Raw genomic sequence first — 13,793 nt, forward strand, 5'->3', positions numbered from 1 at the left:
GCTCGACTTGCATGTATTAGGCACGCCGCCAGCGTTCGTCCTGAGCCAGGATCAAACTCTCCATAAAGTGTTTGACTTGCTCGTTTTTGTGACCGGAGTCACGTTGACGAAGCTTGCGCTTCATTCATTGTTTGTATCCGAAGATACGTTTTTTTGCCTCATCGTTCAGTTTTCAAAGTTCGTCATTTCTTTCGCGTCGTGTTAGCGACTTTAATAGATTAACAGGTTCTTTCGATTATGTCAACCACGTTTTAGAAAAGATTTTTCAGCCCCAACAAACCGTTTATAAAAGGCGTCTCGCTGGAACATTTATTAATATACCAACAAAATTCGACAAACACAAGCATTATTTTAAAAAAACTTTACAAAGGATTTAAAAACCCTTTGTAAAGCCTTTAGAGTCTTAACATGCTCATTGCCGTGAAGCCGATGTTGGCCGGTCGTTCCGCCAAACGTTTCATCAGATACGTATACCAGTCGACACCATGAGGGACATAAATGACGACACGATATCCTTCAGCTACTAATTCCTGTTGCCGCCTCGGCCGCATCCCTTGCAGCATCTGGAATTCAAATTGATCGAATCCAATTCCCTGTCGGTGGACGAATCGAATGACTTCTTGAATCATATCTTCGTCATGTGTCGCGACTTGCGTATAACAGCCTTGCAAAAGATTTTGTTTCACGAGTTGTAAATACGTCGCATCCACCGTTTCTTTCCGCTCGATATAAATATCTTCCGGACCGGTATATGCTCCCTTGACGATACGAACGGTGGATTGCAAGCGTTCAAGATCAAAACGCGTCCGGTATAGATTGGCTTGCAATGCAATTCCGACATTTGAAAAACGACGATGCAATTGTTCAAAAACTTGAATGATGCTTTCGCATACGGCTTCTTCTTCCATATTAATCGTGACACGCAAATTAAACGTTTCTGCTGTTTCCAAAATCCGTGTCATCTGCGCAACTGCAATTTTCGGATTTAACCTTAATCCGACTGAAGTCAGTTTCAATGAGACTTGCGCATTCAACTTTTCTTCCGAAATCCGATGAATGACTTTGATACATTCATCAGCAATCCCGATTGCATCTTGTTCCTTTTCGATGAATTCACCGAGACAATCAACCGTTACCGCCCGTCCGTCTTCATTTAATTCCCTGACCGTTTGGATCGTCTCTTCCGTTTCCTGCCCTCCAACAAAAAAGGTTCCGCCTAACGGCAGCCCCACCTTCCGCGCCGTTTCAATCAACCCTTTATGCTCCGCCAAGTATTCAAAGACAGGACCTGTAATCTTTTCAATCATGGAAACACCTCCTCTTATTTCTCTTTCCCTTCTGCATAAAAAAAACGCCTTTCTTCTATATAGAAGAAAGACGTTAACTAGAAAAGAAAACTCAGTGTAACCAAATGAAGTAAGCAAGGAATCCGAGTGACATGGCGTACATGATCGGATGGACTTCTTTTCCGCGTCCTTTTGCAATCATCGTGATCGGATAGAACAAGAATCCGAAGGCGATTCCGGTTGCGATCGAGTACGTCAGCGGCATCATGATGACTGTCAAGAAGGCCGGCACTGCGTACTCGAACTTCTTCCAGTCAATCTGGAGAAGAGATGAAGCCATCAATACACCAACGATGATTAATGCCGGTGCTGTTACCGGTGCCGTGATGATGGCAAGTAATGGCGAGAAGAATAATGCAAGTCCGAAGAATAAACCGGTAACAATCGCCGTCATTCCTGAACGACCGCCTGCTGCGACACCCGCACTTGATTCAATGTAAGAAACCGTAGTCGAGGTTCCGAGAATTGAACCCGCGACCGTTGCTGTTGAATCTGCAATCAAGGCGCGACCGGCACGCGGGACTTTATTTTCTTTAATCAATCCTGCCTGATTTGCAACCGCAACAAGTGTTCCAGCTGTATCGAAGAAATCAACGAAGAAGAATGTCAGGATGACGACTGCCATCTGGACTGTGAAGATTTCGTCAAAGTGTAAGAATGCTTGACCGAATGTCGGTGCGATACTTGGTGGTGCTGAGACGATTTCACCTAGACCTGACGGGACCGGAATTAAACCAAAGATCATACCAGCAATGGCTGTGATGATCATCCCGAAGAAAATCGCGCCTTTAATGCCGCGTGTCATCAAGATGGCTGAGATGACTAAACCGAAAACAGCAAGTAATGTCGTCCCCTGCCCCAGGTTACCGAGTGAGACGAGTGTTGCTTCATTGGCAACGACGATACCGCCCGTTTTTAAACCGATGAAAGCGATAAATAAACCGATTCCGGCAGCTACTGCCATTTTAAGAGGTTCTGGAATCGCATTGATGATTGTTTCCCGAATACCAGACGCTGTTAACACCATGAAGACCAGACCGGATACTAAAACACCGGATAAAGCCGTTTGCCATGGGATCCCCATTCCGATGACGACACTGTAAGCGAAGAACGCATTCAGTCCCATACCTGGTGCCAAAGCGATTGGGTAATTAGCGAGTAAGCCCATCGTGACCGAACCGATGATAGCAACGAGTGCTGTTGCACCGAAGACCGCTCCCGCATCCATTCCTGCTTCTGCGAGTGTGTTTGGATTGACGAACAGGATGTAGGCCATCGCGAAGAACGTCGTCATCCCGGCGATGAACTCTGTCCGCATATTCGTACCGAGTCCATTAAAATCGAAGTAACGCGCAATCGCATTCTCCTTTTGCTTTGGTTGTTGCGGTTTCATCTGTGTGCTCATGATTGCCCTCTTTCCAAATAAGCCGTCTCAAGAAACGAAAAAAACGGCAGTTACCTGAGCGGTAAAAGCCGTTTCTTTAAGCGCACACCGGAAATCAGTGCACGCCGTAGTAGGAACCTTTAAGGTGTTCCTGTAGAGACTTCCGGGCCATATCCCCAGAATTATACGGCATTATTTTTTGTTTTTTAGTGGATGATTAAAATAAGAACAGACACATCGTAGCACGCTCTAAATCACCGGTCAACCATAAAAACGAAATTTAGTCGTTCAAATAATCCGAACGTTCGGTTTTGGAAGCGTTTTTTTCGATCAACTCACTTTTTCTATGTTTTTCTGATTACGTCTGTCGTTCTGTGAACTACTCACCACTTATTTGCTTCGCAAATTGAAGTGGGAGCTTCTTAGGAAGACCGTACTTTTACGAGCTACGATTATTGACCAAGCTCATCGGGTGGTTCCCACCCTGAAGGGTTTTCAGTCTGCTAACAGCAACAAGTTGATACTTGCGTTGATATCTCGATCATGATGCGCACCGCAAGTGCATGTCCACTCTCGCATATCCAACGTCTTCTTCTCGCCTTTCGTTCCACAAGAAGAACAGATTTGCGTTGAGGCGTACCATTGGTCCGCTTTGATCAGTGTTCGTCCGTAGAATATGCATTTATATGCCAACTGCCGAACGAACTCATACCAACTGACGTCTCCGATCGATTTGGCGATCGTATGGTTCTTCATCATGTTCTTCGACTTCAGTGTCTCGACGACGATGACTTGGTTATCGTCAACCATCCGTTTCGACAGCTTATGAAGAAAATCTTGACGTTGATTTACAATCTTTTCATGCTTCTTGGCGAGGATGATCCTCGCCTTGTCTCGATTCTTACTCCCCTTTTTTTTGCGGGACAAGGCACGTTGTGCTCTCTTAATCTTCTCTTCAGACTTTCGAAGGAAACGAGGATTTGCAACTTTCTCAGAAGTCCACTCGTCGTTTGTCATGATGGCGAAGTGTTCCAGACCAAGGTCAATTCCTACTTTATTCTTAGCGGGAACCCATTGCTCTTCGGATTGATCGACAAGAATGGAGATGAAGAATCTTGAGGTCTTCGTCATCGAGACCGTCGCGGACTTGATCACACCATCGAACGAACGATGTTGCTTCAACTTCACAAAACCGATTTTAGGAAGCTTCACCTTACGATCTTCGATTCGTATGCTACCCTTCAGATTATTTGTTGTGTAAGATGCACGGGCGTTGTGCTTCGATTTGAACTTCGGAAATCCAACAGACGGATCTCGAAAAAAGTTGTTATACGCTTTGTTCAAATCCATCTGAGCGTTCGACAGAGACAGGCTGTCGACTTCTTTGAGGAAAGGGAATTCGGGCTTATACTTTGCGGGTGTCGGGAGCTTCTGTTTCGCATTAGGGTTCAGTTTCGAATCTTCATACAATCGAATCCTCTCTTCGAGCATCTTATTGTAGACGAAACGGACACAACCGACGTCTTCACGAAATATTCTTGTTGTGGTTTCGTCGGATAGAGTCGAAACTTGTACGCCTTCAGCAACGCAATCACACCTTTCCTTTTGATTCGTTACACTGATTTTATCAAACAATCTCAGTCTTGAAAAACAGGGCGATTCATCTCCCACCTATGCTGGGCTTCGCCCTGAGACGCTTAGAGGTGGGAGAATTCTCGCTAAATTTAGTTAAAATAAGCAGTGGCAATGAGTCCTTTCACAATAAATCCATGAAGTATGTAAATGGTCAGCGTCTTTGTTCCAAGATGAGAAAGTACGAATGGTCTTTTCGGCAACAAGGTAAAGAATGCCATGATCATCATCCACTGAGTCAGATATAGAACAAGTCGTACGATTAGACCAGTGTCGTTTAATCCAATTTTCGCATACGAATTTGCTCCACTCAGTAAGTTAAACTGAAAAAGATCCGGCCAAATCCACATCATCAGAGCACCAGCCAGCATGACCGCTAAAGCCATCCAGCGGTTCGGGAACACCTGATAGATGATCCATCCACGACTCTTGAAGTAATAGCCGAGCACAAAAAACGGAAAAAAGACTACAATGCGTGATAAGCTCCATGCCCAACCGATTTGGTCGATGTAGCCGGCTCCCAAAGCGACCAGTACACTAACCAAAAAAACGCGTCCGATTCCGATCTTGACGGATCGCCCCAGCCAAAGAGCAGCGGGCAGCATTAGACTCCAGACGAACATCGCAAACAGATACCAGTAAATATAAGCGGGTTGTACCGTCAAGAATTGGTATTGATCAATTCCGATCCCTTTCATAACCGCTACAAATACCAGTTGTATCATGATGAATAACATGAAATAGTCCAAAGAGAGTTTCAAGCCGGTTCTAAACGTTAACTTCCCCTTTGTAAAATAACCGGAGATGAAAATGAAGGCTGGCATATGGAATAAATATATAAAATTAAATATACCTTCCAATCCTCGGCTTTTTGAAATAAAGGGCTCGATTATATGACCCAAAACCACTAAAAAAATCAATATTAATTTGGCATGATCGTAAACCCGATCGCGTCCATTCATTATCTTCCTCCACCTCCTTCCACTTTTCATCGGTTAATTGATACATCTCTTTTTTTACGTTACTAAAGTCTATGCTCAAACACACGGTTTTTCGAAGAAAAGAGATAAAAACATGATATATCGTATCGCATGCAAAAAAGAGAGTAGCTGATGAGCCACTCTCTGTTAACAATTAACTATAAAATTATCTTCTCTCATCTCGATCAAGATCGTTATCTCGGTCAAGTCTGTTATCTCGATCATTATCTCGATTAAGATCATTTGTCATGTTCGTACCATCATTGATGTCCGCTTCTTCACGACGGACTGTTTCCGAGACGGTTTCCGTATCCTGAACTTTCCGTTTCCCGACGACAATTTCTTCAGTAACAACATCTTGTTTTGAAACGACAACGCGTTCTTCAGAAAGTGGAACATGAATCGAATCATTTTCATCTACAAAAGCATCTGTTCTTGTTTCGCTCTCGTTGACCGGGCGACGTTCCACATATACTTCTTCGCGTTCAACAGGCACTTCGATGGATTGTTGATCTTCGACAACACGTTTGCTGACATTTACTTCTCCAGTTTGAACTCTTTCTTTATCAACGTTCAAACGTTCTTCATGCAAGCGAAGACGTTCTTCCTCTGTTCCAGCATCTGGTGCAATAGAAGATGTCCGATCCGTTTTTGAAGAGTTATCATAATCCTGATTCCGGTCCACTCCGGAAGTCGTACCGTATCCTTGATTCCCGTTCATATCTGAAGCAACACCATAACTTTGATTGTGTTTTTCGTAAGAATCCCCATACTCACTGTCTACATACAATACTAATTTGCCGTTTTGTACTTGACGGCGGTACTCTTCCGATTCAGTACGATCCAATCCCATACCACTGAATGCTCCCGCAGAAGAATCTTCAGAGAAGGCGGCCATAAATTTCCCCATGAACCCTTGATGCTGCTCTTCACCTGTAGTATCCACATGGACCTCTGTCTGGTCTTTTAACATAGAAAACGAATCTTTATCTTGTGCGACGACATACATATCGCTTTCATTGTAACCCTGTGCCTTTAATTCATTCACTTTACTTAATACTTCCGCTTGGGTATTAAACACGTCGATAAATGTATTTTCTTTTCTACTCATGACCTTCTCCTCCTTTGGGATAAACAGCGTTTAAAATTCAATGTTAAAATCAAATATCAAACGCTTACAAGTAATTTTAAGTGCCAACATTTTGAATTTGCCCTATTTCTTTTTTTATTAAACATTTTTTTCACATGTTTAATTAAAAGAAAGTCCGCGCTGGTTTAGCAACAGACTTTCTTCTGGCATTCCATGTTTTGCATTAATCAACAAAAAAACTAATATTTCGCCTTAACCCCTCTATACTTCTTCACATTTTTTATACATCAGATCTCATGCAAAAAAATTGAGGATTAAAAATCATCTGGAATGTTAGCTAAATATACTTTTAAAGTACTCAGACAGTAGGCCTTCTCCTCTAAATCGATCTTCTAAAACAGGTTTTACCCGCTTTAATTCATTCTTACTTGTTCGACGTGTTCGATAAGTATTCGTGAAAGATCCTAAGTAAGAATATTTATATATAGGTTCCTCAGGATACAATTCATAAGCATGCTTTAACATGGAAATTCCTTTTTCTTCCCACTGTTCATAGTCTCCAAAGTAATAAGGAAACATGGAAATCATATAACCAAAACACCAGAGAAAATCTTCATGCGTTATAAAATGAGCCAAACCGAAATTTGTCACTTCAGTCAAAACAGACTCTAATTCATCCGTATCTATATCTGCATCTGTAATCCCAAGCGGCCCTTGTTCGACTACGACATACCAACAAAAAAAGCCAAGTCGTACAGTCGTTTTTAAGTCCGTCGGATTTTGTTGCCATGCTTTTATAAGATATTCTTTTGCTTCATTCCAATTCTCTTGATGCTCTAATCGATCAACTTCAGGCCATGTCCAATCAATCATAGTAGTTCGCCACCTATTCCATTTCATTACTGACTTCATATTATATCAACTGTACGATACACAGCTCGGTGTGTCTTATTTTACTCCTTAGAATTTGTTGGTTCAGTTTGACGTCACTTAACAGTTCCATAATTTTGGCCAAGAAAAAAGCCCCTTTCATTCACAAATCGTGTGAACAAAAGAGAGCTTCATTTTTAAATATAATTGTTGAAGGTGAAACGGACTTCTTTTCACCTGTCCCCTTTAAAGCGTTGGTACGACAGGCTTCATGAGACGAATCCCCTCAGCAAGTCTAGTTCTTATTCCCACTCAATCGTTGAAGGTGGTTTCGACGTCACATCGTACAGGACGCGGTTGACGTTCTGAACTTCGTTGACGATCCGGACAGAAATCTTCTCGAGCACGTCCCACGGGATGCGTGCCCAGTCCGATGTCATCCCGTCGATTGATGTAACGGCACGGATTCCGACGGCATAGTCGTATGTCCGCTCGTCACCCATGACACCAACTGAACGAAGTGGCGGCAAGACTGTGAAGTACTGCCAGATTTCGCGTTCAAGACCGGCTTTTTTGATTTCATCACGGAGGATGAAATCGGATTCGCGGACGATTTCAAGTTTCTCGTCTGTGATTTCACCGAGGACACGGATCCCGAGACCTGGTCCCGGGAACGGCTGACGCCAGACGATTTCGTCCGACAAACCGAGTTCTTTTCCGAGTTCGCGGACTTCGTCCTTGAACAGCGTGTTGATCGGTTCGATCAACTTGAACTGCATGTCTTCTGGCAATCCACCAACGTTGTGGTGTGATTTAATCGTTTGGGCCGTATCTGTTCCGCTTTCGATGATATCCGTATAAAGCGTTCCTTGAGCCAGGAAGTCCATATCCGTCAGCTTCGACGCTTCTTCGTCGAATACATAAACGAATTCGTTCCCGATGATTTTTCGTTTTTGCTCCGGATCCGAGATCCCTTTTAACTTGTTGAGGAAGCGGTCCTGCGCGTCAATCTTGATGACGTTCATGTGGAAGTGATCCGCAAATGTTTTCATGACACTTTCGGCTTCCCCTTTACGCAAGAGACCGTGGTCGACGAACATACATGTCAACTGGTCACCGATTGCTGCGTGAATGAGTGCCGCGACGACAGATGAATCAACACCGCCTGAAAGGGCGCAAAGGACCTTTTTATCGCCGACTTCTTCTTTAATTTTTGCGATTTCGATTTCGATGAAGTTTTCCATCGACCAGTCGCCCGTACACTGACAGACTTCGAAGAGGAAGTTTTTCAAGAGTTCTTTACCGAACATCGTATGGTTGACTTCCGGATGATACTGGACGCCGTACATCTTTAGCTCTTCGTTTTTGATTGAAGCAATTGGGCACGAGACATTTGTTCCATCGACGACGAAACCGTTTGGTACCGATGTGACGAGGTCACTGTGGCTCATCCAAACCGTCTGTTCGAGCGGGAGGTTCGCATACATCGGCGATGGATCGTTGAGTGTCAACGTCGCTTTTCCGTACTCGCGGTGTCCGGCGCGTTCAACCGTTCCACCAAAGTGTTGCGACATCAATTGCATACCGTAACAAATTCCGAAAATCGGAATGCCGAGGTCAAAGATTTCTGGATCACAGCGGTACGCGTCTTCTGCGTAGACACTCCGTGGTCCCCCGGAGAAGATGATACCGGCTGGTGCGATGTCTTTTACTTCCGCTGCAGTGATCTTATGCGAATGCAGTTCACTGTAAACTCCGAGATCACGAATGCGGCGTGTGATCAATTGATTGTACTGACCTCCAAAGTCGAGGACGAGGATCATTTCTTGGTCCAAATGTGCTTCCAAATCTATTCCCGCCTTTCCAATTTCATGCGTACCCCGATGAAAAAAGCCCACTCTTCCCCCATAGATAAATGGAAAAAGAGCAGGCCGCTTCACAAAAAAGTGTATACGAAGGGTCTGCTCCTTCATAGTCAGGTCGTTTAAGGTGACCCGGTAGAGACTCTCACGCCATATTCGCGAGTATATACAAAGGAGATGCATGTATGATTTACGTTGTTCCCATTGTAACTGTATCAATTCGAAAATATCAACCCTCTATCCGTCGAATGATATTTTCGAAATATTCACGTTTTTTATCAACCGATAACGATTCGCCTCCGTAGACCATCCGTTCATAGACATCCGTCAACGGACGCATCGCATACGTTTCGTAATATCCGTCAACCTCATGCGCAAGTTCCGTCAGTGTCCGGCCGTCCTTGTAGTGGAAGCCTTGTTTGTCGAGACGGCGCAATAAGAAACGGTACATCCGCTTGAATCCTTCCGGACGATGAAGCTGGTTGCGGAAAAATAAAATCGCCGCGGTCCGGGTCAACGGTTTCCGGAACAGATACAAGAATACCAGTCCGACGATTACACCGACAACCGGCCAAATCGGAAACGATTGTTGTTCGGTCTGCGCTGCTGTCGTCGTTTGTTCTTCATCCAGCAGATTCTCCTGCGGACGTTCCGGTGTTGCGGTTTCCGTATCGGTCTCCGTATCGCGTTGCGGATTCGCTTGTTCGGTCTCATTATTCGTTTCCTGATCAATCGTATATTGTCCGGCTCCGTCAAAACTGACGGTCGGTTCGAGCGGTACCCAACCCGGTCCTTCGATATAGACTTCGACCCACGAGTGGGCATTTTTATTGCGGACCGTATAACTCGTCACGGCTGCCCCGATGACATCCGATTCGCCGCCCGTAAATCCTTTTACCCAGCGGGCCGGCAAACCGACAGCGCGTAATAACACGGTCGCGGACGTCGAAAAATTATCACAGTAGCCGAGTTTCGTCTCAAATAAAAATTGATCGACATAATCCTGATTTTCTTCCGGTACGGCGACTTCTTCCGTATTGTATTCGAAGTTTTCCTGCTCAAAATAACTTTCGATCGCCTTCGCTTTGTCCCACGGACTGTCTTCGTCCGCGACGATCTCTTCCGCGAGATCTCGGACACGATTCGGTAACGTATCCGGTAACTGTAAATACCGGTCCTGCTCCATCTCCGACAATGTAATCGGCTCATCCGTCTGGAGCAATTCTTCCGTAAACAACGGATACGTGTATTGAATCTGATAATTTTGCTGGCGTTCCGCATCATCCAGGTACGAGACCTTTTGATTTTCCGGATCAATCAACAGATTTTGCCGTTGCTTATCTACACTCAAACGGACATTGTCCCCGTTATACGGCACAAACGGCAGCTCCCGTGACAGTTCAAATGTCGCCCGTTCTTCCCGTGTCTTGACATCATCTCCGAAGTGCGAGAAAAATCCCCGCGAATCAATTTCCGGTTCTGATTTCGACAGGACCCAGCCTTTTCCGGTATAGACGTCTTTTGTCTCGACACGCCAGTAGCGGCTGCCTTCACTTTCAACCTGGAAGACTTCCCGGTCGTCCATTTGGAACGGACCGCCGAGTTGCTCGTCGTTGTTGCCGTATCCGACTTTTTGGATCTGGCTCGACGACGTGCCTTCACTTTCAAAACCGTCCGTCCAGTCGTACCAGCTGTCTTGCCATGTCGCCGTGATGACGGGACTCTGAACTGCGGCAACCACCGTCGCTCCAATGATCAGCAAGGCGCTGAACGGACGGACATACGATGCCATCGGCCGTTCACTGACTTCTGTCGCATATAACAAAAACAGAGCCAGCACAATCGGGTAGATGATGAACTGTTCGCCCGAGTAATCCGTCCACGTGTCGCAATAGGCAATGAACCCGATGACACCAAGCGCCAGTCCGAAGACGAATCCGCGGTTTGGAAACGTCCGCCGCGCCAGATAACCAATCAGAAAACTGATCAGTCCAATCGAGAACGCAAATGCCGGACGTCCCGGTAACTCCCCGTTGATGACACGGTTGATGTCACCGGCAATTTCACGGAACAGGTTCCACGGTGCTTCGCCGGGAATCAAAATCAAATAGAACGAAACGAGCAATGCCAGTAAACTGCCGAGTAAAAACCAGCTACGTCGGACATGCGACAGCAAAAGTGGTGTCAACAGAAGCGGCAGAAACGGAATGACACTCTCAAACGTCGTCAGCTCAAGCAGCGGCGGCATGAAACTCGCGAACAGCAGCCCGGCGAGCAGATTCCAAATCAGTCGTCGCATCATCCGGTCGTCCTCCTCTCTGGTGTATAGACATGAACGCTTGCTTCCTGCCGGATTTTCGAAATCCACATTTCATTGTTGGATTCAAGGTCCGGTGTGATGAACAGGACATTTCCGCTCAGTCGTAACGCTTTTGAAGAATATTCCCAGGATTCAATGAACGACCGGGTCCGGCTCGGTTGCGCCGTCATCAGGTAATGCGTCAGTTTTGCGCCTTCAAGCGGCAACGATAACGACTGGACGCCATGTCCGACAAGATGAATCCGGTAATTCAGATGACGTTTATTCAATTGATCCGTTGCGGCAGCCAGCATGGAAATACTTTTTTCGAAGTTCTCATCGCTGACGGTTCCTTCGTTAAAGACGATTGTCGTCTCGCGTTCCTGTTCCCGCTCAAACGTTTTCGTCATCAATCCTTGGCGTTTCGCGGTTGATTTCCAGTCAATCTGATTCATCCGGTCTCCGCTGACGTACTCACGGACACCGACGACCGTAAAGGAGGATTGCCGGAGATCCAGTGAAACGGGAGAAATCCCGCCGTCGCCGCGATCGTCTTCATGCGGCAGTTGGACCGCTAACCGGGCCGGTTCGACGGCCAGATACGTTTCGACCGGATAGAGTTTTTTCCGCATGAACAAGCCGAACGGATCACGGATTTCGAGCACACAGCCGGGAATTTGATACAGTCCCCGGCGGATGGAAGGAATCAGATAATCGATGTGCTCGACTTTCCGGTAATGTGCCCGGAGCGGATGCCGGATATCGAGCGGTTCTTCACTGAGTGTGTCCGGAACGGCTTCCGTGACATCGACGGCACCGATGAGAAACGGATATTTCCGCCGGACTCGAAGTGAAACCGGAAGATCGGTTCCGGCAATCAACATCTTATTTGAAACTTCCCGCGTCGCGATTGCTTGTGTGACCGGCCAGATCAAAAACAGCGTCCAGTAGACGGTTAACCCTGCCATGATATAAACCAACAGTGAAGCGACGTTTCCGCCGTCAATCCGGGCATAGATCCACAGAGCTGTGACTGTAATCAGCAAGACGGCGTAACGCCAACCGATTTGCCATTTTGTCATAAGGACTCCACGTCTTGCTGGATCGGCACGGCGACTTCTTTTTTCACTTGTTCCAGAATTCGTTCTGCCGTCTGCCCATGATAGCGGGCATCCGCCGTTAAGATCAAACGGTGCGAGAGTACGGGAGTCAGCAGTTCCTTGACGTCATCCGGTAAGACGAAGGACCGTCCTTCCATATACGCCCACGCTTGTGCCACTTTCATCAGGGCAATCGAAGATCGTGGACTGGCTCCGAGATAAAGCGAGGCATGGGTCCGGGTCGCCTGAACCAAATGAACGATATATTTTTTGACCGGTTGCGAGACATGCACAGCCTTGACGTCTTCTTTCATCCGTAACAATTCGTCGCGTGTGATGACGGACTCCAGCGTCTCGATCGGTTCATCCCGCTCGAACCGTGTCAGTAGCTTCATCTCCTGTTGAAAATCGGGATACCCCATCTTGACCTTAATTAAAAACCGGTCGAGTTGGGCTTCCGGAAGCGGATAGGTCCCCTCGTGTTCAATCGGATTTTGGGTCGCCATGACAAAAAAGGGATTAGGAAGCGTGTGAATTTCTCCATCCACCGTTACGTTCGCTTCCGCCATCCCTTCGAGTAAGGCTGATTGTGTTTTCGGTGAGGTCCGGTTGATTTCATCTGCCAGGACAATGTTTCCCATCAAAGGACCCGGGCGATACTCAAATTGACTCGTCTTCTGGTTGTACATCGAAACCCCCGTCAAATCGGACGGCAACAGATCAGGTGTGAATTGGACACGCTTAAATGTCAAACCGATCGAACGGCTGAATGCACGAACGAGCATCGTTTTCCCGACACCCGGTACGTCTTCCAGTAAGACGTGACCTCCGGCAAGTAACGCGGCTAAAGATTGTGTAATGACATTCTCTTTTCCGATAATGACTTTTTCTACGTTGTCGATGATCGCTTGAATCTCCTTCGTATATGTTCGCATTGTCTGGCCCCTTGCTGTTTAGTAGTTGAATTTTCTGACTTTTTATATCATCTCATATTTTTCAATGCTTTTAAAGGCATGGGGGTAGCTGAATACGCACAAAAGGGGGCGCCGCTGTTCGCGACTCCCCCTTCCTGCTTTCAGGAACGATCACATATCGTAAACCGTTCTTGAGCCGTGCAATCTGCACGTAAAACACGAATCACTTCGTGTCTATTGTCATGTTGCGTCCGTCAAGTCCGGTGATCCTCTTCTTCTCGAAGCGACATGCGATCGTTCCCTATACATTGATAAT

The 13,793-nt window shown here is 46.1% G+C and carries 9 protein-coding genes, 1 rRNA gene, 1 pseudogene and 2 riboswitches; all 11 genes and pseudogenes read right to left on the bottom strand.

Annotation, left to right across the window (positions count from 1 at the left end; all coding sequences use genetic code 11):
* Positions 1-67 (bottom strand): 16S ribosomal RNA (locus tag ABIC15_RS11210); the annotation flags it as partial.
* A gap of 328 nt (positions 68-395) precedes the next feature.
* Complete coding sequence (locus ABIC15_RS11215) at positions 396-1,307, bottom strand: proline dehydrogenase family protein (protein WP_354020725.1); 912 nt, start codon at positions 1,305-1,307, stop codon at positions 396-398.
* A 91-nt stretch (positions 1,308-1,398) separates the two neighbouring features.
* Positions 1,399-2,751, bottom strand: coding sequence for an NCS2 family permease (locus ABIC15_RS11220; RefSeq protein WP_012369350.1), 1,353 nt, complete (start codon positions 2,749-2,751; stop codon positions 1,399-1,401).
* Between the two features lie 87 nt (positions 2,752-2,838).
* A riboswitch (purine riboswitch) is annotated at positions 2,839-2,940 on the bottom strand.
* A gap of 285 nt (positions 2,941-3,225) precedes the next feature.
* Positions 3,226-4,316: pseudogene (tnpB, locus tag ABIC15_RS11225) on the bottom strand (IS200/IS605 family element RNA-guided endonuclease TnpB).
* 138 nt (positions 4,317-4,454) lie between these two features.
* Entirely contained in the window at positions 4,455-5,324 is an 870-nt protein-coding gene (locus tag ABIC15_RS11230) for an acyltransferase family protein (RefSeq protein WP_354020726.1), read from the bottom strand.
* A gap of 184 nt (positions 5,325-5,508) precedes the next feature.
* The gene (locus tag ABIC15_RS11235) at positions 5,509-6,453 is read right to left on the bottom strand and encodes a YsnF/AvaK domain-containing protein (RefSeq protein ID WP_354020727.1); all 945 of its coding nucleotides are present in this window, start codon (positions 6,451-6,453) and stop codon (positions 5,509-5,511) included.
* A gap of 312 nt (positions 6,454-6,765) precedes the next feature.
* Positions 6,766-7,305 carry a hypothetical protein gene (locus ABIC15_RS11240; RefSeq protein WP_012369346.1) on the bottom strand — a complete coding sequence of 180 codons (540 nt, stop codon included), beginning with the start codon at positions 7,303-7,305 and terminating at the stop codon, positions 6,766-6,768.
* A 299-nt stretch (positions 7,306-7,604) separates the two neighbouring features.
* The gene (gene guaA / locus ABIC15_RS11245; protein WP_041261800.1) at positions 7,605-9,125 is read right to left on the bottom strand and encodes a glutamine-hydrolyzing GMP synthase; all 1,521 of its coding nucleotides are present in this window, start codon (positions 9,123-9,125) and stop codon (positions 7,605-7,607) included.
* Positions 9,126-9,254: 129 nt separating this feature from the next.
* A riboswitch (purine riboswitch) is annotated at positions 9,255-9,356 on the bottom strand.
* A gap of 37 nt (positions 9,357-9,393) precedes the next feature.
* Complete coding sequence (locus ABIC15_RS11250; protein WP_354020728.1) at positions 9,394-11,466, bottom strand: transglutaminase TgpA family protein; 2,073 nt, start codon at positions 11,464-11,466, stop codon at positions 9,394-9,396.
* Complete coding sequence (locus tag ABIC15_RS11255) at positions 11,463-12,545, bottom strand: DUF58 domain-containing protein (RefSeq protein ID WP_012369343.1); 1,083 nt, start codon at positions 12,543-12,545, stop codon at positions 11,463-11,465. Before ABIC15_RS11255 ends, ABIC15_RS11250 begins: the two co-directional genes overlap by 4 nt.
* The gene (locus tag ABIC15_RS11260) at positions 12,542-13,498 is read right to left on the bottom strand and encodes an AAA family ATPase (RefSeq protein WP_012369342.1); all 957 of its coding nucleotides are present in this window, start codon (positions 13,496-13,498) and stop codon (positions 12,542-12,544) included. The genes ABIC15_RS11255 and ABIC15_RS11260 overlap by 4 nt, the downstream gene beginning before the upstream one ends.
* Between the last annotated feature and the right edge of the window lie 295 nt (positions 13,499-13,793).

It is taken from the genome of Exiguobacterium sp. PvP048 (assembly GCF_040549175.1).
GTDB lineage: Bacteria > Bacillota > Bacilli > Exiguobacteriales > Exiguobacteriaceae > Exiguobacterium_A > Exiguobacterium_A artemiae.

Coding starts and splice junctions, on each gene's coding strand:
- ABIC15_RS11235 (WP_354020727.1), bottom strand. CDS start 6,453: ATGAGTAGAAAAGAAAATACATTTATCGACGTGTTTAATACCCAAGCG.
- ABIC15_RS11255 (WP_012369343.1), bottom strand. CDS start 12,545: ATGACAAAATGGCAAATCGGTTGGCGTTACGCCGTCTTGCTGATTACA.
- ABIC15_RS11215 (WP_354020725.1), bottom strand. CDS start 1,307: ATGATTGAAAAGATTACAGGTCCTGTCTTTGAATACTTGGCGGAGCAT.
- ABIC15_RS11240 (WP_012369346.1), bottom strand. CDS start 7,305: ATGATTGATTGGACATGGCCTGAAGTTGATCGATTAGAGCATCAAGAG.
- ABIC15_RS11230 (WP_354020726.1), bottom strand. CDS start 5,324: ATGAATGGACGCGATCGGGTTTACGATCATGCCAAATTAATATTGATT.
- ABIC15_RS11220 (WP_012369350.1), bottom strand. CDS start 2,751: ATGAGCACACAGATGAAACCGCAACAACCAAAGCAAAAGGAGAATGCG.
- guaA (WP_041261800.1), bottom strand. CDS start 9,125: ATGATCCTCGTCCTCGACTTTGGAGGTCAGTACAATCAATTGATCACA.
- ABIC15_RS11260 (WP_012369342.1), bottom strand. CDS start 13,498: ATGCGAACATATACGAAGGAGATTCAAGCGATCATCGACAACGTAGAA.
- ABIC15_RS11250 (WP_354020728.1), bottom strand. CDS start 11,466: ATGATGCGACGACTGATTTGGAATCTGCTCGCCGGGCTGCTGTTCGCG.